The sequence below is a fragment of the Pseudomonas sp. genome (assembly GCF_030150285.1).
In the GTDB taxonomy this organism is placed as follows: Bacteria; Pseudomonadota; Gammaproteobacteria; order Pseudomonadales; family Pseudomonadaceae; genus Aquipseudomonas.
The window spans coordinates 16,461-37,504 of sequence record NZ_JASLGE010000030.1; the positions used below are offsets into that span (position 1 = coordinate 16,461).

The 21,044-nt window shown below is 62.6% G+C and carries 18 protein-coding genes and 1 pseudogene; 15 read left to right on the forward strand and 4 right to left on the reverse strand.

All coding sequences use genetic code 11. The annotated features are described in order from the left end of the window. Positions 1 to 29: 29 nt before the first annotated feature. From Q1W15_RS06325 to Q1W15_RS06355, 7 genes are all read left to right on the forward strand, one after another. Entirely contained in the window at positions 30 to 1,280 is a 1,251-nt protein-coding gene (locus Q1W15_RS06325) for a DUF3426 domain-containing protein (protein ID WP_300725203.1), read from the forward strand. Positions 1,281 to 1,507: 227 nt separating this feature from the next. After that, on the forward strand, positions 1,508 to 2,521 hold the full coding sequence (gene dusB, locus Q1W15_RS06330) for a tRNA dihydrouridine synthase DusB (protein WP_300725205.1): 1,014 nt from the start codon (positions 1,508 to 1,510) through the stop codon (positions 2,519 to 2,521). Then, positions 2,518 to 2,838, forward strand: coding sequence for a DNA-binding transcriptional regulator Fis (gene fis, locus Q1W15_RS06335; RefSeq protein WP_300725207.1), 321 nt, complete (start codon positions 2,518 to 2,520; stop codon positions 2,836 to 2,838). The genes dusB and fis overlap by 4 nt, the downstream gene beginning before the upstream one ends. Before the next feature lie 81 nt (positions 2,839 to 2,919). Next, on the forward strand, positions 2,920 to 4,527 hold the full coding sequence (purH, locus tag Q1W15_RS06340) for a bifunctional phosphoribosylaminoimidazolecarboxamide formyltransferase/IMP cyclohydrolase (protein ID WP_300725209.1): 1,608 nt from the start codon (positions 2,920 to 2,922) through the stop codon (positions 4,525 to 4,527). Between the two features lie 108 nt (positions 4,528 to 4,635). Further along, the gene (gene purD, locus Q1W15_RS06345) at positions 4,636 to 5,934 is read left to right on the forward strand and encodes a phosphoribosylamine--glycine ligase (protein ID WP_300725211.1); all 1,299 of its coding nucleotides are present in this window, start codon (positions 4,636 to 4,638) and stop codon (positions 5,932 to 5,934) included. Between the two features lie 97 nt (positions 5,935 to 6,031). Next, positions 6,032 to 8,857 (forward strand): hybrid sensor histidine kinase/response regulator, encoded by a 2,826-nt coding sequence (locus Q1W15_RS06350; protein ID WP_300725213.1) that lies wholly within the window; start codon positions 6,032 to 6,034, stop codon positions 8,855 to 8,857. A gap of 9 nt (positions 8,858 to 8,866) precedes the next feature. Next, entirely contained in the window at positions 8,867 to 9,463 is a 597-nt protein-coding gene (locus Q1W15_RS06355) for a MarC family protein (RefSeq protein WP_300725215.1), read from the forward strand. A 126-nt stretch (positions 9,464 to 9,589) separates the two neighbouring features. Here the strand turns inward: Q1W15_RS06355 and cobJ are convergent, their stop codons facing one another. The 4 genes from cobJ to cobG are packed head-to-tail and all read right to left on the reverse strand — an operon-like array spanning position 9,590 to position 13,944. Next, positions 9,590 to 11,263, reverse strand: coding sequence for a precorrin-3B C(17)-methyltransferase (gene cobJ / locus Q1W15_RS06360; RefSeq protein WP_300725218.1), 1,674 nt, complete (start codon positions 11,261 to 11,263; stop codon positions 9,590 to 9,592). Continuing rightward, complete coding sequence (locus Q1W15_RS06365) at positions 11,260 to 11,991, reverse strand: precorrin-2 C(20)-methyltransferase (protein WP_300725323.1); 732 nt, start codon at positions 11,989 to 11,991, stop codon at positions 11,260 to 11,262. Before Q1W15_RS06365 ends, cobJ begins: the two co-directional genes overlap by 4 nt. Beyond that, entirely contained in the window at positions 11,991 to 12,617 is a 627-nt protein-coding gene (locus Q1W15_RS06370; RefSeq protein WP_300725220.1) for a precorrin-8X methylmutase, read from the reverse strand. Before Q1W15_RS06370 ends, Q1W15_RS06365 begins: the two co-directional genes overlap by 1 nt. Then, entirely contained in the window at positions 12,610 to 13,944 is a 1,335-nt protein-coding gene (gene cobG, locus Q1W15_RS06375) for a precorrin-3B synthase (RefSeq protein WP_300725222.1), read from the reverse strand. The genes Q1W15_RS06370 and cobG overlap by 8 nt, the downstream gene beginning before the upstream one ends. 213 nt (positions 13,945 to 14,157) lie before the next feature. Between cobG and cbiE the strand changes: the two genes are divergently transcribed. From cbiE to Q1W15_RS06415, 8 genes and pseudogenes are all read left to right on the forward strand, one after another. Continuing rightward, positions 14,158 to 15,369 carry a precorrin-6y C5,15-methyltransferase (decarboxylating) subunit CbiE gene (gene cbiE, locus Q1W15_RS06380; RefSeq protein ID WP_300725224.1) on the forward strand — a complete coding sequence of 404 codons (1,212 nt, stop codon included), beginning with the start codon at positions 14,158 to 14,160 and terminating at the stop codon, positions 15,367 to 15,369. Beyond that, positions 15,362 to 16,459 (forward strand): cobalt-precorrin-5B (C(1))-methyltransferase, encoded by a 1,098-nt coding sequence (locus tag Q1W15_RS06385; RefSeq protein ID WP_300725226.1) that lies wholly within the window; start codon positions 15,362 to 15,364, stop codon positions 16,457 to 16,459. The genes cbiE and Q1W15_RS06385 overlap by 8 nt, the downstream gene beginning before the upstream one ends. Beyond that, positions 16,456 to 17,184, forward strand: a complete 729-nt coding sequence (locus tag Q1W15_RS06390) for a cobalt-precorrin-6A reductase (RefSeq protein WP_300725228.1) — start codon at positions 16,456 to 16,458, stop codon at positions 17,182 to 17,184. The genes Q1W15_RS06385 and Q1W15_RS06390 overlap by 4 nt, the downstream gene beginning before the upstream one ends. Positions 17,185 to 17,262: 78 nt before the next feature. Then, positions 17,263 to 17,382 (forward strand): annotated as a pseudogene (locus tag Q1W15_RS06395) (transcriptional regulator); the annotation flags it as partial. A gap of 111 nt (positions 17,383 to 17,493) precedes the next feature. Further along, the gene (locus tag Q1W15_RS06400; RefSeq protein ID WP_300725230.1) at positions 17,494 to 17,883 is read left to right on the forward strand and encodes a DUF2946 domain-containing protein; all 390 of its coding nucleotides are present in this window, start codon (positions 17,494 to 17,496) and stop codon (positions 17,881 to 17,883) included. A 48-nt stretch (positions 17,884 to 17,931) separates the two neighbouring features. Next, positions 17,932 to 18,426 (forward strand): copper chaperone PCu(A)C, encoded by a 495-nt coding sequence (locus Q1W15_RS06405; protein ID WP_300725232.1) that lies wholly within the window; start codon positions 17,932 to 17,934, stop codon positions 18,424 to 18,426. A gap of 48 nt (positions 18,427 to 18,474) precedes the next feature. Further along, entirely contained in the window at positions 18,475 to 18,849 is a 375-nt protein-coding gene (locus Q1W15_RS06410; RefSeq protein ID WP_300725325.1) for a DUF2946 domain-containing protein, read from the forward strand. 99 nt (positions 18,850 to 18,948) lie between these two features. After that, the gene (locus Q1W15_RS06415) at positions 18,949 to 21,039 is read left to right on the forward strand and encodes a TonB-dependent copper receptor (protein ID WP_300725234.1); all 2,091 of its coding nucleotides are present in this window, start codon (positions 18,949 to 18,951) and stop codon (positions 21,037 to 21,039) included. Positions 21,040 to 21,044 lie beyond the last annotated feature (5 nt).

Genomic DNA, 21,044 nt, shown 5'->3' on the forward strand with positions numbered 1-21,044 from the left:
ATGCACGCCTGCCTAATCCGGATGGCCGCATGAGCGATAGCTTCGTTACCCAGTGCCCACATTGCCACACCAGTTTCCGCGTCAACTCCGCTCAACTGAGCGCGGCACGCGGCGTGGTGCGCTGTGGTTCTTGCCTGCAAGTGTTCAATGCCGCACAGCAACTGCTGAACAAGCGCACTGAAAACGAGCAATTGCCTACGCAAGTAGTGCCGGAAGTCGTACCGCCAGCGGTCACCGAACCGCCGGTTATGGCCAAGGCCGCCGACCCGGCACCTTGGCCAGCGAACGATCTGGACCTCGACCATCTGGACCTGGACGAAGAACTCGCCAGGCTTGAAGAGCGTGAAATCCAGCCCAGCCAGAGTTTCGGCCAGCCGCACAAGGCCAAAAACACCGCGCTGAGCGCCCGTCGTGACGCCTCTGAGGCCGAGGAAAGCGGGTGGTCTGACAGCCTGTTCAGCGACTCTGCCGCCGAACGCGCCGAAACCTCAGCGCTCGCGGCAAAGGCGCAAGAACCCGAGGTCGAGCCAGCCAACACCGGGCGGACCGAGCCGTCACTGTCCCTGGACCTCGATGAGCCCGACGACACCCCGCCACTCCAGTTAGGGCCGGACGAAGAGCCAGAACCGCCGCTGATGAAATTGTCTGCTGTGGATGACGATGACGAGCCTCTCGCAGCACCGCCACTCGCCAAGGACAAACGCAAATCGCGGGCACGCAGCGAGCCCGGCCTGCGTGAGGACGTCCTGCAAGACCTGGTGGATGACCCGTTGCAACTGGACTGGCAAAAACGCCGTACCCCGTGGGGCAAACGCTTGCTGTGGGGGTTGCTGGTGCTTCTGGCCGCCGCGGCGCTGGCCGGGCAATACATTGCCAGCCACTTCGAAGAACTGGCGCGCCAGGATCAATACCGCCCGCTGTTTCAACAACTGTGCCCGCACATCGGCTGCACCGTGCCGTCAAAAGTCGACATCGACCGCATCAAAAGCAGCAACCTGGTGGTGCGCAGCCACCCTGAGTTCGCCGGTGCGCTGGTGGTAGATGCCATCCTGTACAACCGGGCACCGTTTTCTCAACCCTTTCCCCTGCTGGAACTGCGCTTTGCCGACCTCAACGGCAAAATGATTGCCAGCCGTCGCTTCAAACCCGGCGAATACCTGAGCGGGGAGATCGCAAAAGCCGAAATGCCGCCGCAAACCCCCATCCACATTGCACTGGACATCCTCGACCCGGGGCCGAAAGCAGTGAACTACAGCCTGAGTTTTCATTCTCCGGAATGAGTGCGCTGCGCTTTTAGCGATAAGCGGCAAGCCGCAAGTGAGAAGCCAAACGCAAAATGCGACGTGTTGCAGCTTGCAGCTCGAAGCTTATAGCTGGCCGAAAGCTAGCTTTCACTCCCCATTGTTCAAAAATCATCCAATTTCGTCTTTATCCGGTCATCGAGAGCGGGTATCATGCCAACCCTTTTTCGAACTCCCAAGATCCGGCCCCACAACAGGGAAGTCCTATGTCGGCGGTACGCATCGGCCCATACACATTGCACAACGGTTTGATTCTCGCCCCTATGGCGGGCGTCACCGACCAGCCCTTTCGTCAGCTTTGTCGACGCATGGGCGCGGGCCTGGTTGTGTCGGAAATGGTCACCAGTGACATGAGTCTCTGGAACAGTCGCAAATCGCGCCTGCGCATGATTCACGACGGTGATCCCGAGCCCCGCTCGGTGCAGATCGCCGGCGGTGATGCGCAAATGCTGGCAGACGCCGCCAGGGCCAATGTGGAACTGGGCGCACAGATCATTGATATCAACATGGGGTGCCCGGCCAAAAAGGTCTGCAACAAGGCCGCCGGCTCCGCATTGCTGAAAGACGAAGTCTTGGTGAACGAGATCCTGCGGGCCGTCGTGGCTGCGGTTGATGTGCCGGTCACCCTGAAGATCCGTACCGGCTGGGACCGGGACAACAAAAACGGCCTGACCGTGGCAAAAATTGCCGAACAGGCCGGGATCTGTGCCCTGGCGGTACACGGCAGAACCCGTGCCGACCTGTACACCGGCGAAGCCGAGTACGACACCATCGCCGCGATCAAGCAGGCGGTGTCGATACCGGTGTTTGCCAATGGCGACATCGTTTCACCCCAAAAGGCCCGCGACGTGCTGGACGCGACCGGAGCCGACGGGTTGTTGATTGGCCGGGCCGCTCAAGGGCAGCCCTGGATTTTCCGCGAGGTGGATCACTTTCTGCGTACCGGGCAATTATTGCCGGCACCGGAAATGAGCGAAGTGGAACGTATTCTGCTAGAGCATCTGGCCGCGTTGCATACCTTCTATGGGGAGGTGTTGGGGGTGCGAATTGCCCGCAAGCATGTCGGCTGGTATCTCGCAACCTTGCCGGGCGCCAAGGAGTTCCGCGCCCACTTCAATCGTTTGCAAGATACGGAAGCACAATGCGCCAACGTTCAGGCGTTTTTCGCCGAACGACACAAGAGCCTGGCAACAGGGGACGAGGGATGGGTGGCCGCATGACGATGATGACCGAGACTTTAGTGAGTGGAACAACGCCCGTGAGCGACAACGTCAACTTGAAACAGCACCTCAATACACCCAGCGAAGAAGGTCAGACCCTTCGCGGGAATGTCGAAAAGGCGCTGCACAATTATTTCGCCCACCTGGAAGGCGCTGAAGTCACGGACGTGTACAACCTGGTGCTTTCCGAAGTCGAGGCCCCTCTGCTTGAGTGCGTCATGAACTATGTCAAGGGCAACCAGACCAAAGCCTCCGAACTGCTGGGCCTCAACCGCGGTACCTTGCGCAAAAAGCTGAAACAATACGATCTGCTGTAAGCATTCAATCAAACCTGAAAGGCGTCCTGGTAAAACAGGTCGCCTTTTTTGCTGACTCCTTTGCTTTTGATGGAAATCGAGATGACCGATCAGACTACCCGCCTGCCGATCCGCCGCGCTTTAATCAGCGTTTCCGACAAAACCGGAATCCTTGATTTCGCCCGTGAACTGGAAGCCCTCGGCGTCGAGATCCTGTCCACCGGCGGTACGTTCAAGCTGCTGCAAGACAACGGCGTTGCCGCTGTTGAAGTCGCGGACTACACCGGTTTCGCAGAAATGATGGACGGTCGGGTGAAAACCCTGCACCCGAAAATCCACGGGGGCATTCTGGGCCGTCGCGGCATCGATGACGCCATCATGAGCGAGCACGGCATCAAGCCGATCGACCTGGTAGCGGTCAACCTCTACCCGTTCGAAGCTACCATCTCCAAGCCGGGTTGCGACCTGCCGACAGCCATCGAGAACATCGATATCGGCGGCCCGACCATGGTTCGTTCGGCAGCCAAAAACCACAAAGACGTTGCCATCGTGGTGAATGCCAGCGACTACGCCAACGTGCTGGAAAACCTCAAGGCCGGTGGCCTGACCTACGCACAGCGTTTCGACCTGATGCTCAAGGCGTTTGAACACACCGCCGCTTACGACGGCATGATCGCCAACTACCTGGGCACCGTGAACCAGGCCGCCGAGACCTTGAGCACGGAAGGCCGCAGCCAGTTCCCGCGCACCTTCAACAGCCAGTTCATCAAAGCGCAAGAAATGCGCTACGGCGAGAACCCGCACCAGAGCGCGGCGTTCTATGTTGAAACCAAGCCAGCCGAAGTCGGCATCGCCACCGCCACCCAACTGCAAGGCAAAGAGCTGTCGTTCAACAACGTGGCCGACACCGACGCCGCGCTGGAGTGCGTAAAAAGCTTCGTTAAACCGGCCTGCGTCATCGTCAAGCACGCCAACCCGTGCGGCGTGGCGGTCAGCCCGGACGCTGAGGGCGGCATCCGCCAGGCCTACGAACTGGCTTACGCCACCGACACCGAATCGGCATTCGGCGGCATCATCGCCTTCAACCGTGAACTGGACGCCGAAACGGCCAAGGCCATTGTTGAGCGCCAATTCGTTGAAGTCATCATCGCCCCGTCCGTGAGCGAAGAAGCCCGCGCCATCGTGGCCGCCAAAGCCAACGTGCGCCTGCTGGCCTGCGGCCAGTGGAGCGAAGACCGTGCCCCGGCCTGGGATTTCAAGCGGGTTAACGGTGGGCTGCTGGTACAAAGCCGCGACATCCAGATGATCGGCAGCGAAGACCTCAAAGTGGTCACTCAACGCGCTCCGACCGAGCAAGAGATCAACGACCTGATCTTCGCCTGGAAAGTGGCCAAGTACGTGAAATCCAACGCCATCGTCTACGCCAAGGGTCGTCAGACGATCGGTGTCGGCGCGGGCCAGATGAGCCGCGTAAACTCGGCACGCATTGCCGCGATCAAGGCAGAACACGCCGGCCTGCAAGTACAGGGTGCGGTAATGGCCTCGGACGCGTTCTTCCCGTTCCGTGACGGCATCGACAACGCCGCCAAGGCCGGTATCACCGCCGTGATCCAGCCGGGTGGCTCGATGCGCGACAGCGAAGTGATTGCCGCCGCTGATGAAGCCGGGATTGCGATGGTGTTCACCGGTATGCGCCACTTCCGCCACTGATTAGCGCAGCCTTCCTGTAGGAGCGAGCTTGCTCGCGAGCTTTTAAAGATCGCGAGCAAGCTGGCTCCTACCGATAAATTGAATTCAGCGTCATCCGAGGTTTTTGAAATGAATGTTTTGATCATTGGCAGCGGTGGCCGTGAACACGCACTGGCCTGGAAAGTAGCGCAGGACCCACGTGTCGCTAAAGTATTCGTTGCTCCGGGCAACGCCGGCACCGCCATTGAAGCCAAGTGCGAAAACGTCGCTATCGACGTGCTGGCCCTTGAGCAGCTGGCTGATTTTGCCGAGAAGAACGTGGCCCTGACCATCGTTGGCCCGGAAGTGCCGCTGGTTGCCGGTGTGGTGGATCTGTTCCGCTCCCGTGGCCTGGACTGCTTCGGCCCGACCGCGGGTGCCGCTCAGTTGGAAGGTTCGAAAGCGTTCACCAAGGATTTCCTGGCCCGCCACAAGATCCCGACCGCCGATTACCAGAACTTTACCGAGATCGAGCCAGCACTGGCTTACCTGCAAAAGGTTGGCGCGCCTATCGTGATCAAGGCTGACGGCCTGGCCGCGGGCAAAGGCGTGATCGTTGCCATGACCCTGACCGAAGCCGAAGACGCCGTGCGTGACATGCTGGCCGGCAATGCCTTCGGCGAAGCCGGCTCGCGCGTGGTGATCGAAGAGTTCCTCGACGGCGAAGAAGCCAGTTTCATCGTGATGGTCGATGGCAAGAACGTGCTGCCAATGGCCACCAGCCAGGACCATAAACGCGTTGGCGACGGCGACACCGGCCCCAACACCGGCGGCATGGGCGCTTACTCGCCGGCACCCGTGGTGACCGCCGAGGTTCACCAGCGCGTCATGGACCTGGTGATCTGGCCAACCGTGCGCGGCATGGCCGAAGAAGGCAACGTGTACACCGGTTTCCTGTACGCAGGCCTGATGATCGACAAGGCCGGCAACCCCAAGGTGATCGAGTTCAACTGCCGCTTTGGCGACCCGGAAACCCAGCCGGTCATGCTGCGCCTGCAATCAAGCCTGGTGCTGCTGATCGAGGCTGCTCTGGCTCAGGCGCTGGACAAGGTTGAAGCACAATGGGACCCACGCCCAAGCCTGGGCATTGTTTTGGCCGCAGGAGGCTACCCGGGCGACTACACTAAAGGCGCAGTGATCAACGGACTGGAAGCCGCCGCTGCATTGGAAGGCAAAGTGTTTCACGCCGGTACCGCGCTGAACGCGGCTGGCCAGGTCGTCACGGCGGGCGGGCGCGTACTGTGCGCAACCGCCATGGGCGACACCGTTGAGGCCGCTCAGCAACAGGCTTACGCGCTGGCGAAAACGATCGATTGGGACGGCTGTTTCTATCGCAATGACATTGGTTACCGGGCTATTGCACGCGAACGAATTGAGTCCCAGGAATAAATTATCCCTATGGACAGGCAAGGTTTTCGAATCTTGCCTAACGATTCCTACCCCGCGCATAGTGGTCCAAAGCTTCAACTTACGAAGGGATTTCACCGTGCGCTGGCTCAGGATCGCCATAAGTATCACCGTCAGTTTTCTGATCGCCTTGCTTTGCGTCATGCCGTTACAGGCGGCGCACGGCAATGGCTGGTCGGTGTTTTCAGACCCCCAGGGCGACCTGCAACTGAGTGATATCCGCTCGGCCCGGTTCGCCAGCCAGTTCAGCCCCATCGACCTCGACCATCTCAGGGCCGCAGAGCCCGGTGAAGCGTTGTGGCTGCGTTTCCAACTGCAACCCGACAAACATGAGCAAATTCTGCGCGTGTTTGCACCCGACCTGTCGCGCCTTGACCTGTTCGTGGTGGATGAGCAGACCGTCATCAACGAAGTCAGCACGGGCAATGCCGTGGGGCAAATCGCCAAGCCATTGCCCAGCAGTGACTACCTGCTGCCATTGCCACAAAGCGATCGCCCACTGGATGTTTACCTGCGCATGGTCTCTGACCATCAATTGCGCCCGCATATCACACTCAGTTCCGCCGTCACCGTCGCCGCCAATCACAGCATGCCCTTGCTGTACGGCTTGCTGATGGGGTGCCTGGCCATGCTGGTGCTGCATAACCTCATCAACTTTTTCTCCGCCCGCTCCGTCACCAGCCTGTGGCTCGCCCTCTGCGAAGCCCTGCTGTTGACCAGCTCGGCCCTGTTTTTGAACCTCCTCGGTCCCTGGCTCCCGTCATGGAACAGCGCCCAGCCTCCCGGCGCTTACCTGGCGCTGCTGCTGACGGCCCCTTGCGGGCTGATGTTTACCTACAGTTTCTTCAGGCACCGAGGCCCTCACAGGCTGCATAAACTGCTGCTCGCGGACCTGGTGATCGTCACCCTCGGCAGCCTGATCTTGCTGTTTACTGACCTGTTACCCCTCAACCTCATCACTTACGGCCTGGTCGTGCTGTCGAGCTTGAGCGTGCTGCTGGTCTCGGCGTATCACTGGCAGGCCGGCTACGGCCCTGCCCGCCTGTTCGTGGTCTCAATGCTGATATTCACGGGCGGCACCCTGCTGATTCTGCCCGCCCTGCTTGGGTTGAGCCTGATCGCACCGCAAGCGCTCATTTTGGCGCTGCTGGCGGTGGTGTGCCTCAGCGGCCTGCTGATGAGCATCGCCTTGAACGAGCGCAACCGCAGCATCACCCAAGACCAGTTCAGCATCAGCCGTGACTTGGCGGCCAGTAACGCCGAGGTCAACGCCAAGGCCGAGTTTCTGGCCAAAATCAGCCATGAAATCCGCACGCCCATGAACGGCGTGTTGGGCATGACCGAACTGCTGCTCGGCACGCCTCTGTCCGTCAAGCAACGTGACTACGTGCAAACCATCCACAGTGCTGGCAACGAACTGCTGACACTGATTAACGAAATTCTGGATATTTCCAAACTCGAATCTGGCCAGATCGAACTGGATGACGTGCAGTTCGACCTTAATGCGCTCATCGAAGACTCTCTCAATATTTTCCGCACCAAAGCCGAACAACAAAACGTAGAGCTCATCAGCTTTATCCAGCCGCAAGTGCCGCAAGTGATCAGCGGCGACCCGACACGCCTGCGCCAAACCTTGCTGAGCCTGCTCGAAAGCGCGTTGAAAAAAACCGACGAGGGCGAAATCCTGGTGGTCGTGGCACTGGAGGAACGCAGCGGCCAACCGCACCTGCGTATCGCCATCCAGGACTCCGGCCAGCCGATGGATGAGCAAGAGCGTGATGCCCTGCTGCACGCTGAACTGCACAGCAAAAACTTCCTCGCCGCCACACGCCTGGGGGGGCACCTGGGCCTGGTGATTGCGCGCCAGTTGATCACGCTGATGGGCGGCGAATTCGGCATTAAAGCCGGGCAAACCAAGGGCACCAATTTCTGGCTGACCCTGCCCCTCGACCCGAAACACCTTGAACGCACCACGTCAGACCTCGACAGCCCGCTCAAGGATGCCCGCGTGCTGGTGGTTGACGACAACGACACCTGCCGCAAGGTGTTGGTACAGCAATGCTCGGCCTGGGGTTTGAACGTCAGTGCCGCCGCTTCCGGCAAGGAAGCCCTGGCCTTGCTGCGGACCAAAGCTCACCTGCGCGACTACTTTGATATCGTTCTGCTGGACCAGAACATGCCCGGCATGACCGGCATGCAACTGGCCGCCAAAATCAAGGAAGACCCCAGCCTCAACCACGATATTTTACTGGTGATGCTGACCGGCATCAGCAATGCGCCCAGCAAGATCGTTGCGCGCAACTGCGGGATCAAACGTATCCTGGCCAAACCCGTGGCCGGCTACACCCTGAAGACGACACTGGCCGATGAGTTGGCACAGCGCAGTGACGGCCGTATCGGCACACACACCCTCACCAGCGGCCCGCCCACGCCCATAAGCGTGCCCGAAGATTTCCGCATTCTGGTGGCCGAAGACAACAACATTTCGACCAAAGTCATTCGCGGCATGCTGGGCAAGCTTAACGTGCACCCCGACACCGCCTCCAACGGCGAAGAAGCCCTGAAAGCCATGAAAGCCCAGCGTTATGACCTGGTGTTAATGGACTGCGAAATGCCGGTGCTGGATGGCTTTTCAGCGACGCAGCAATTACGCGCCTGGGAAGTCAGCCATCAGCGGGTACGCACGCCGGTGGTCGCCTTGACCGCGCATATTCTGGCCGAACACAAGGAGCGCGCCCGGCAGGCGGGCATGGACGGCCACATGGCCAAGCCCGTGGAGCTGTCGCAACTGCGCGAGCAGGTTGAATTTTGGGTGATGCAACGCGAGCAGCGGCAATCTCCGGGTATCAGGCCGACAGACAACGAACCGCCTGATAGACTTTCGCCGCCCCCTTCTGCGATGTGAGCCCAGACCATGCTGCATGTCTTGTTCAGTGTGTATTTGAAAATGCTGGTGCTCTACAGCCCGTTTTTCGTGCTGTCGTGCTTTATCAGCCTGACGCGCGGCTATTCGAGCAAGGAACGCCGCCACCTGGCCTGGAAAGTGGCCCTGGCCACGTTGATCTCAAGCGTATTGCTCTATCTGTTCGGGCGCACGATCTTCAATGTTTTCGGTATTACCGTCGACGCCTTTCGCATCGGTGCCGGTAGCGTGCTGTTTATCTCGGCCTTGGGCATGGCCCAAGGTAAATCCGTCGTGCAGACCGACAACCTGCAGCAAGATGTCACCATCGTGCCCTTGACCATCCCGCTGACGGTTGGCCCCGGCACCATCGGCGCGCTGCTGGTGATGGGGATCAGCCAGCCTCACTGGGACGACAAACTGATGGCCATTATCAGCATTGCCCTGGCCAGCCTGACCGTGGGGGTGGTGCTGTACCTGTCGAACCGGATCGAGCGCATTTTGGGGGAGCAGGGTTTGCAGATTGTCAGCCGCTTGATGGGGCTGTTTGTCTGTGCCCTGGCGGCACAAATCATCTTCACCGGTGTACGCGGTTACATGGTGCCCTGAGCGCCATGCCCCGGTGCCTGCCTTGAGTCACGCTTAGGGCTGGGCATTACCCGCCCTTAAACAACCAAGCCGATTGCAACCTCGCAGGGTGCAATCGGCTTTTGGCTGACACGACAGCACCCGAACTCAGGGCTTGGTGCCATACCAGCGTGGTGTGTACACCCACTCGCCGCCATCGGCACGGGGGAAGGTGCAGGTGGTGGACGAGCCGATCAGCACCATGGTGCGCATATCCACCTGGTCCGGCGTCAGTTCGCCCAGAGTGGTGACGCGCAAGGTCTGCCCCGGGCGACCGATGTCGCGCCCCAGCACCACAGGCGTGTGCGGGGTGCGATGGTGGGCGACGATTTTCAGGGCCACGCCCAACTGCCACGGCCGCGAGCGCGAAATCGGGTTGTAAAAGGCCAGGGCCAGGTCCGCTTCGGCGGCCAGGTCGAGACGCTTTTCAATGATGCTCCACGGCTTCAGGTTGTCGGACAGCGACATCACACAGAAGTCATGCCCCAGCGGCGCACCGGCCTGTGCGGCTGTCGCCAGCGAGGCTGAAACGCCGGGCAGCATCTCCAGGTCGACGCTGTGCCACAGCGGGTCATCGGACTCGTGCAAGGCCTCCAGCACCGCCGCCGCCATCGCGAAAACGCCCGGGTCGCCCGAAGACACCACCACCACCGACCGCCCCTGAGCCGCCAGCTCGAACGCATGCCGCGCACGCTGCATTTCTTCGCGGTTGTCGGTGCAGTGCATCACTTGGTCATCACGGAACGGCCCGGCCATGCGCACATAGGTTTCATACCCCAGCACATCGTTGGCCCGCGCCAGCTCAGCCTTGACCGCAGGCACCATCAAATCGGCAGCGCCGGGGCCCAGGCCAATCACCGCCAAACGACCACGGCCACGGCCGATTTGCCGGGTGTCCAGCGGGGCAGTCGCCACGCCCAGCGCCACGCCACCCTGAGCGTCACGCCAGGCCACAGTGCCGTCACCCACCGGTTCATCCGCGCGCACAAAACGCAGCGGTACGCCCAGTTCGGCGGCCGCCTCGTGCAGGTGCGCGCAGGCCATCAAGGTTTCGTCAGCGACCACACAGGCCAGTGATTGCTGCGCCAGCTTCGCCGCCTGCAACGCCTCGCCAATCGCCTGCGTCGTCACTTCGCCAGTCACCTGGGCCAGCACACAACGCGGGTAGATCCGCAGCTCATTGGCGTCCGGCTCCCGGGCATCAGGGCTGACCTGGATCGCTAGCCGCGCCTGCTGATCTTCAGGCAATTGCGCACGGGCCAGCCACGGCGCGTCGCCTTCGATGCGCACCGATTCGCCCGCCAGCAAGTCCGAAACGAAGCGTTTGCCCAGCTCCAGATCGCCCAGCGCATAACCCGCCGGCGGGTTGAGCAGGCAGGTGCCAAAGCGCAACTCGCCGCTGGTGGTGATGGCCGGGGCCACGCCTAAACCAGCCGCGATCACCCGCGCCATGTCATTCACCCCGCCCAGGCCACCCAGCAGCGGCACCACGGCGCTGGCGTCCTCGGCCACCGCCAGCACGGGCGGCTCGGCCCCCTTTTCCAGCAGCAGCGGTGCCAGCGTGCGAATCACAATCCCCGCCGCGCACAGCGCGATGATCGGTGTGTCCTGTTGGTACAGCTGGCGCAGGGTTTCGCCAAAATCGCGGTAGGTACGGTCGGCACCGTCCACCCGCGCGGCCAGGCCGTAAATCAGCGACGCGGGGTACAACGCCTGAATGCGCTGCGCCGTGGCGAGGCTGCCATTGCCTAGAATGACAATGGCGGGCGTCAGGCCGCTCATCCTTGCCACCGTTCGCCCGGCACGATGATCAGCGAGAAGTACGGCGACGACATCGGCTCCACCTCGCTCAGCGGTACGATTTTCTGGTTGCCCATGGTCGCGCGCTCCACGTACAGCGCTCGCTCGGCAAGGCCCAGCTCGGCCAGCACTTCGCGCACTTTAGGGAAGTTGCGGCCCAGCTTCATGATCACCGCCGCATCGGCATCGCCCAGGCGACGCTTGAGTTCGTCGTGGGGCAGCACCCCCGACAACACCGACAGGCTCTGGTTGCGGTACACCAGCGGCACCCCCAGCACTGACGCGCCACCCAGCATCGAGCACACACCCGGCACCACCTGCGCCTCGTAGCGCTCGGCCAAACGGTCGTGCAGGTACATGTAAGAGCCGTAGAACATCGGATCGCCTTCGCAGATCACCGCCACATCGCGGCCGGCATCCAGATGCGCGGCCACCTCCAACGCGGCCTGATCGTAGAAATCGCTGATGATTTGCTCATACGACAGCGGCGCGGGCAGCACTTCGGTGGTCACCGGGTACACCAGCGGCAGCAGCGTTTGCGCGTCTGTCAGGTGGGCTTCGATGATGCCGAATGCGTTGCCCTTTTTGCCCTTGGCCACGAAGTAGCCCACCACCGGTGACTCGCGCAACAGGCGCAAGGCTTTAACGGTAATCAGCTCGGGGTCACCGGGGCCCACGCCCAGGCCCAACAGACGTCCACGTTGCGTCATCATTCGATCTCCGTGGCCAGGGCGTTGACGGCCGCTGCGGCCATGGCACTGCCACCACGACGGCCCTGCATGATCACAAACGGCACACCACGGCTGTCAGCGGCAAGCATGGCCTTGGACTCAGCCGCGCCGACAAACCCCACCGGGAAGCCCAGGATGAGTGCCGGTTTCGGCGCACCGGCGTCGATCATTTCCAGCAGGTAGAACAGCGCGGTCGGCGCATTGCCGATCACCACCACACTGCCTTCCAGGTACGGGCGCCACAACTCAAGGGCCACCGCCGAGCGGGTGTTGCCCTTTTCCAGGGCCAACTCGGCCACGCCGTCTTCCTTGAGGGTGCAGATCACCGGGTTATTGGCGGGCAGACGGGTGCGGGTCACGCCTTCGAGCACCATGCGCGCATCGCACAGAATCGGCGCGCCAGAAGCCAGCGCATCGCGCCCGGCCTTGCCCGCACCCGGCGAGAAGCGCAGATCTTCAATCGCATCCACCATGCCGCAGGCATGAATCACGCGCACGGCGAGCTTTTCAAGGTCGGCCGGGATGCTGTCGAGGTTGGCTTCGGCGCGAATAATGGCGAAGGAGTTGCGATAGATCTCTTGACCGTCGCGGATGTAATCAATCATCGGTGTTGCTCCATTGGCGGGCCTCAAGCCAGGCACCTGCCGCTTCAATAGTAAGGTTGCGCTCACGCAGAACACCGAAACCGGGCTGTTCTGGCGCACGTAAATAGAGGTCGTAATGACCGGGCGACACGGCCAGTAACGTGACGGGCGCGTCATGGGCGGCCGCGCACGCACGCGGGCAGCCGGTGAGGTGAATGTTCAGCGGTTGCGACAAGCACGCCGCCAGTTGGCGGGCATCCTGTTTGGTGTCGGCCAGGCCTTTGGCACAAGCGCTGGCACCGGTGCACGCGACCAGATGCGCCAACGGGTTCGCCGCCTCGCACAGCAACCCCAAGGCCTGCAGTTGTTGCGTCACGTGCGGCGCATCGCTCGCTGCCACCTGCGCCAGCAGCACACTTTGCCACGGGGTAAAGCGCAAGGTGGCGTCACCGTAGGCCTGCGCCAGGTCCGCCAGCGCCCTCAACACCGAAGCATCGAGACGCCCCAGCGGCACCACTGCGCCGACGGCGACGTACCTCGCATCGCGCTGTGGATAAGTGCCGATATGCAGCGCCGCCGCTGAACGGCGTTGGCGTTGCCAGCCGTTCAAAGGCGTTAGCGCGACTGGTAGGCGCTGCGCCACATACTCGACGAACCGGGCCACCGGCATTTCCTTGAGCAGATGACGCAGTCGCGTGTGTTCCGGGCGGGCGACATCCAAAAATACCGTCAGCACCGCCAGCACCAGGGCATGACCGTGCTCGACCGGCACCGCCGCCAGCGCCGTATCGTGCGCCGGGCAACCCGCCAGGCCGAACGCCAGCAGCGGTTGGCCCTCCTGTTCAAAGGCCGACAGCCACAGGTCGTGATGATGTTCGAGCATCGCCAGGGCTTCGCCGCCGTCCAGTTGCACGGCGAATTTGGCCGACAACTCGGCCAGTCGCGGGGTGGTTTCAAGGCTATCGAGGATTTGCCGGGCCAGCGGCCATGTGTCGATCACGGCGTGCGCATCAAAACCGGCACTCGGGCTAAGCATCAGGTTGCGCACGTCATCGCTGGCCGCGTTACGCGGGCCCAGCCCTGCGGCCAACAAGGGCGCAACCAGCGCCGCGTGCTCAGCGCCCACGCCGCGAATCTGTAGATTGCCGCGGTTGGTGGCTTCGATCACTGCGCTGGCGTAGCGCTGTGCCACGTCCGCCACTGCCCGCGCCTGCACCGCCGTGATGACGCCGCCCGCCAGCTTGACCCGGCAGATGCCGCCATCCATGGCCTGGACAATACGCAGCAACCCCGGGCAAGCCGTTGGGCGCACGGGCGTCGTGACAGGTAACTCGGGTGGCAGGGTCAAAGGTCAGTCCAGAGAAGGCAAAGCGCTATTGCGGGTGCGCATTATGCCTGCATTGAGCAACGGCATGAAAAGCCTGCCGGACGGAATGTCGTCGGCCCGTCGGCAGCGCCCACATGCACCCCGGCATCACGACGCCAAGGCGCGTATCATATGGCCTGTATCTGCAGGCCTGTTGCGCCACCGCGCAGAAGGACGTTTATCAAGAGGATCGGCATGTCGCCCTGGCTAACAGTTGTGGGAATCGGTGAAGACGGCTTTAGCGGCTTGGGCAAAAATGCGCGCCGCGCCCTGCTCAATGCGACGCAGGTGTTCGGCGGCCAACGCCAGCTTGATTTGCTCCCCGCGTGCATCCGCGCCCACCGTCAGACCTGGCCGAGCCCGTTTTCCCTGACCCCGGTGCTCGACCTGCGCCACCAACCCGTGTGTGTGCTGGCCAGCGGCGACCCGATGCTGTTCGGCGTGGGGGCCAGCCTGGCGCGGGTGGTGCCGCGCGAAGAGTTGCAGGTGCTGTCGGCACCGTCGTCCTGCTCGTTGGCCGCAGCCCGGCTGGGCTGGGCCTTGCAGGACGTGGTCACGCTGTCAGTGGTGGCGCGCCCGGTGGCGGCCCTCAACGCGCACCTGCACAGCGGCGTGCGCTTGCTGGTGTTGAGCAACGACGGCAGCAGCCCGGCCGCCATGGCCGCGCTGCTGCGCGAACGCGGCTTCGGCCCCAGCCGCCTGTGCGTGCTGGAACACCTGGGCGGCCCCGCCGAACGCCGTCTTGAAGCCCGCGCCGATGAGTGGAATGACCCGACCGTGGCCGCACTGAACCTGGTCGCCATCGAGTGCGTGGCCGAGGCCAGCACCCGGCCGCTGTCGCGGGTGGGTGGCCTGCCGGATTCGGCGTTCAAGCATGACGGCCAATTGACCAAGCGTGACGTACGCGCCATCACCCTCGCCCGCCTTGCCCCTTTGCCCGGCGAACTGCTGTGGGACGTGGGCGCGGGCAGCGGTTCCATCGGCATCGAATGGATGCGCGCCTACCCCAGTTGCCGCACGCTGGCCATCGAGGCCGATGCCGGGCGCCAGGCGTTGATCGAGCACAACCGCGACGCCTTGGGCGTGCCCGGTTTGCACTTGATTCGCGGCAAGGCCCCGCAGGCCCTTGAAGGCCTGGAGCGCCCGGACGCGATATTTATCGGCGGCGGCGTCACCCGCGAAGGCGTGCTCGACACCTGCTGGCAGCAGCTCAAGCCCGGCGGTCGGCTGGTGGCCAACGCGGTCACGCTGCAAAGCGAAATGCACTTGATGCACTGGCGCGACCGGCACGGCGGTGAACTGACCCGCATCCATATCGCCCAGGCCCAGCCGCTGGGCGAGTTCGACACCTGGCGTCAGGCGTTGCCCATTACCCTTCTTGACGTGACCAAACCCCTCGATGCGTGACGAAACCGCCGAACAACCCGCGCCGCTGCGCAGCGGCCTGACCACCGGCAGTTGCGCCACCGCCACCAGCCTGGCCGCCGCTCGCCTGCTGCTCGGCGGTGCCAGCGACGACGCGGTGCATATCACCCTGCCCAAAGGCAAAGTCGTGACGATGCGCCTGGAGTTTTGCCGCCCATACCAAGACGGTGCCGAAGCCGGGACGATCAAAGATGCCGGCGACGACCCCGACGTCACCCATGGCGCGCTGCTGTATTCGCGGGTGCGTCTGACCCCGCTGCCCGGCATTCACTTTGTGGCGGGCCAAGGCGTGGGCACGGTGACGCGACCGGGGCTGGTGCTGGGGGTTGGTGAGCCGGCGATCAACCCGGTGCCGCGCAAAATGATGACCGAGCACCTGCTGCGCCTTGCCGATGAGCACCATTACCGCGGCGGTTTTGAAGTGACCGTCAACGTGCAGGACGGGGCCGCGCTGGCCCTGAAAACCATGAACCCCAGGCTGGGCATTCTCGGCGGGCTGTCGATTCTGGGCACCAGCGGTATCGTGCGGCCGTTCTCGTGCGCGGCCTACATCGCCTCGATCCACCAGGGCATCGACGTCGCCAAGACCAACGGTTACCTGCACATCGCTGCCTGCACCGGCAATGCCAGCGAAGACACTATGCGCCGGGTCTATGACCTGCCGGAAATTGCCCTGATCGAAATGGGCGACTTTGTCGGGGCCGTGCTCAAGCACTTGCGCAAAGTGCCTGTGGATAAGTTGAGCCTGTGCGGCGGCTTCGGCAAAATCAGCAAACTGGCCGCAGGCCATATGGACTTGCACAGCCGCCATTCCAGCATCGACCTGCCCCAACTGGCGCAGTGGGCGGCAGACATCGGTGCCAGCACCGAACTGCAAGCCGCCATCTGCGCCGCCAACACCAGCCAGCAAGCCCTGGCCATGGCCAGCACCGACGGCATCGCGCTGGGCGATGCGGTGTGCCAGCACGCGCTGGACTTCGCCCGCAGCGTGGTGCCGGCGCAGGTGCAAGTCGAAGTGTTTGCCATTGACCGTCAGGGCGGCATCGTCGGCCACGCGGGAGGGTTTACATGAAGCGAGTATTACTGCTGGGCGGTGTCACCGAGGCGCTGGCCATTGCCCGCACACTCGGGCCGCAACACGTTTACAGCCTGGCGGGCGTGGGCCGCGTGCCCACCGATTTGCGCTGCGAAGTGCGCGTCGGCGGTTACGGCGGGGCCGAGGGTTTGGCCGAGTACCTGAGCGCACAAGGTATCGACCTGCTGCTGGACGCCACCCATCCCTATGCCGCGCAAATCAGCCAGAACGCAGCGCAGGCCGCCGCCCTCAGCGGCGTTGCATGCTGGGCCTTGCACCGCCCGGCCTGGCAGCCACGCCCCGGTGATGACTGGCGCGAGGTGGCGGGCTGGGCCGAACTGGTCGAGGCGCTGGCACCCTTCAAGCGGCCGTTGTTTACCTTGGGCCGCGAGCCGCTGGCCCACCTCGATGAAATTCCCGCCCATCAACACTGGGCCCTGCGCGCCCTCGACCCTTACCCCGGCAACGCGCGCTGCGACGTCATCGGCGCACGCGGCCCGTTCCTGATCGACGACGAACGCGCACTGTTCGCCCAGCGCGACATCGACGTCCTTATCAGCAAAAACAGCGGCAGCAGCGCCACCGAGCCCAAACTCGACGTCGCCCGCGAACGCGGCGTGCCCGTGTTGATCCTTAAGCGGCCAGAGTTGCCGGCGGTAGAGCGGGTGTTTTGGACCGAGAAAGCGCTGATGGACGCGCTCCAGCAGGGTGGTTATGTGTGAATGTGTAATCACAGGCGATGAGGTATCCCCAACGATACGACTCGCCGTATGACCTATTTAAAGCACAAGGCATGACCCACCGGCCGGGGCCGCGAAAGCCTGTATAAGCCGCTGGGCAGCCTGGGCAGTCCAGAGTTCACGACGATCATCAACGTCATGAAAGCCTTAGGACTAAAGCTGCATGCAACGGCGGCATAATTGCGCTAATCCCTGATTGCCGCGACATTTCGCCACACAAATGGCCTTTTTACTTACGCGGATCCTTCAGGCTAAATAGGCGGCTTGATCGCTTCGCTCACGGAATTCGTTATGTCCCGACAACGGTTTGCATTGGCCTGGATCGCCTGCTTCGCAGTGCTGTTCAACCTGCTCGCCATGTCGTCGATGCCGCAGGCCCGTAACGCGCCGACCGAGCAGTTCATGATGAGCAGCTTTTGCACGTCCATGGGCACGCAGATGGTGAAGGTGTCGCTGGGCACGTTTGAGCCGGCCGACAGCCAACCGGATAATCACTCAACTATGCAGCACTGTTGGTGCTGCTCGGGCTCGGCACCGCTGGTAGCCTTGCCGTCCTCGGTGGCCGAACTACATTTTGCGGCCATCCGGCACGGTCACAGCCAGCTCCCCGACCACCTCAAACACCCGACCCCGCGCCAGCAATGGCCCAGCCTCAATCCTCGCGCCTCCCCTGCGGTCTGATTTCGCCTCGCAACCCCTTTGCGTTTTGAATCGTTCCGGAGAATGACCATGTTGAACCTGTCACGGGGTTTTCACGCCCTGATTGCGGCTGCCTTGTTGCTGCCTGCCTGCTTTGCCAATGCCCACGAGTACAAGAGCGGCGCACTGGAAATCGCTCACCCGTGGTCGCAAGCCCTGCCGCCCAATGCCCCCACTGTCGCGGCCTATTTCATCCTGCATAACCGCGGTGAAAGTGCCGATCGCCTGCTCGGGGCCGACACGCCGATTGCCGAAAATGCCGAGATCCATGAGCACGTCATGCAGGGTGACCTGATGAAAATGCAGCACGTGCCCACCCTCGACCTCCCGGCCGGTGCCACGGTGACGTTTGCCCCCATGGCCTACCACGTGATGCTGTTCAACTTGAAAGACCGCAGCCTCCTGCAAGACGGCAAGCGCTTCCCGCTGACCCTACACTTTGAAAAGGCTGGCGATGTAAACGTGGAAGTCGCGGTGCAAAAACAGCCCCCTAAGGCCAGCACGGAACACGCGCACAGCCACTAAACCCTCAGGTTTTTGACGCCCGTGCGCGCACCTCGCGCCAGGCCCGCCATGACGCCGATTCGCGGCAGTTGGCTGAGCCTGTTTGCCATGCTGATGATTTTTATCGGCCCGCTGATTTCGCAAGCGGTGCCGATGGATCATCACGCCGGCATGTCTATGCCCATGACGATGGACATGGGCATGTCAGCCCATGGCGATCATCACGGGCCTCAAGAACCGAGTGCCGACCACCACGCCCTCTGGGAAAAATGCGGCTATTGCACGCTGCTGTTCAGTTGCCCGGCCCTGCCCCACACCGCTGACCTGACCCTGCTGCATGCGCCACGCGTACCCGTGTATCGGGCGTCTCTGCCGCGCCTGGGCCATGCCCGCCAACCGGTCTTTCCCGGTGCTCGCTCACGCGCCCCGCCGACCTTCCATTAAGCCAACCGCACACCCTTTTCACCCGGCTCACCTGCTGGCGCTGATTGCGCCATGGCAGGCGTATGGCCGTGTTGTATTCGCTTGCTTAATGGAATGTTTATGTCCCGCTTGACTGCTAAACCCCGCTTGCCGGATGCCCCGGCGGCTTTTGGCTTTGCCCTGAGCGCGCTGTGTTGCGCATTGCTTGCACCCGCCGCGCTGGCCGCCGCCCCTGGCAACGAGCACGCTGACCACGCCCGCGAGCTAAGTCCCACCGTGGTCACCGCCGTCGCCCCCAGTTCGCCCCTGACCGTGGTCACAAACCCCAAGGATCCGCGTCAGCCGGTGCCGGCCAGTGACGGCGGCGACTACCTGAAAACCATCCCCGGCTTTGCTTTGATCCGCAACGGAGGTACCAACGGCGACCCGGTGCTGCGCGGCATGTTCGGCTCACGCCTGAATATCCTCACCAACGGCGGTGTGATGCTCGGGGCCTGCCCCGGCCGCATGGACGCGCCCACCGCCTACATCTCGCCGGAAACTTACGACACCCTCACCGTGATCAAAGGCCCGCAAACCGTGCTGTGGGGGCCGGGGGCCTCAGCGGGTACGATTCTGTTTGACCGCGAACCGGAACATTTCGGTGAACTGGGCACGCGGGTCAATGCCAGCCTGCTGGCGGGCTCCAACGGCCGTTTTGACAAAACCGTGGATGCCGCGGCCGGTGGCCCGCTGGGTTACGTGCGCGTGATCGGCAACACCGCCCGCGCCGACGACTACCGGGACGGCAACGGCGACACCGTGCCGTCGCGCTATGACAAATGGAACGGCGACATCGCCCTGGGCTGGACCCCCAGCGCCGACACCTTGCTCGAACTCACGGCGGGCAAGGGCGATGGTGAAGCCCGCTCGGCCGGGCGCGGCATGGACGGCAGCCAGTACCAACGCGAAAGCCTGGGCTTGCGCTTTAAACAATCCAACCTTGGTGAAGTGCTCGACAGCCTCGAAGCCCAGGTCTACTACAACTACGCCGACCATGTGATGGACAACTACAGCCTGCGCACACCGTCCGGCACCGGCATGATGAGCGGCCCGATGGCGTCAAACGTCGACCGGCGCACACTCGGCGCACGCATCAAGGCCACGTGGCGCTGGGCCGATTATGCGTTGATCAGCGGCATCGATGCCCAGACCAACGAACACCGCAAACGCTCCGGCATGGGCATCGACACCTACAAGGAGCAGAACTGGAGCAAAGACGCCGACTTCCACAACTACGGCGCGTTTGGTGAACTGACCTGGTACGCCGCCGAACGCGACCGGGTCATTGCCGGCGCACGGCTGGACCGCGCCTCGGCCAAGGATTACCGCGCCACGCTCGGCTCCGGCATGATGGCTAAACCTAACCCCACGCAAGATAAAACCCGCGCCGACACCTTGCCCAGCGGCTTTGTGCGCTACGAACACGACCTGCAAGACAGCCCCACCACCCTGTATGCAGGCCTGGGCCATGCCCAACGCTTCCCGGATTACTGGGAATTATTCTCCCCTTCGTCGGGTCCCGCCGGCTCCGTTAATGCGTTTGATGCACTCAAACCCGAGAAAACCACTCAGCTGGATGCGGGATTGAACTATAAGACCCAAACCCTTGAAGCATGGGCCTCGGTGTACGCCGGAGAGGTTCGCGACTACATCTTGTTTGACTACACTAAAGGAGCGTCGCAAGCACAGAATATAAACGCCCGTGTGATGGGCGGTGAGGTGGGGGCAGCGTATCAGCTCACTCCCAACTGGAAGGCCGATGCAACGTTGGCCTATGCCTGGGGCAAGAACACCAGCGATGGTGCGGCACTGCCGCAAATGCCACCGCTGGACACTCGCCTCGGGCTGACTTACAGCGAAGACAACTGGAGCGCCGGTGCGCTGTGGCGTGTTGTGGCCCAACAGGACCGCATTGATCGCAACAAGGGCAACGTGGTCGGCAAGGACTTCTCCAAAAGCGCCGGGTTTGGCGTGTTTTCACTCAATGGTGCGTACCGCGTCAACAGCAACCTCAAGGTCAGCGCCGGGGTCGATAACCTGCTGGGTAAAAACTACAGCGAACACCTGAACATGGCGGGCAACGCGGGCTATGGCTACCCGGCCAATGACCCGACCCCCATCAACGAGCCGGGCCGCACGCTGTGGACCAAGGTTGATGTGAGCTTCTAAACCCT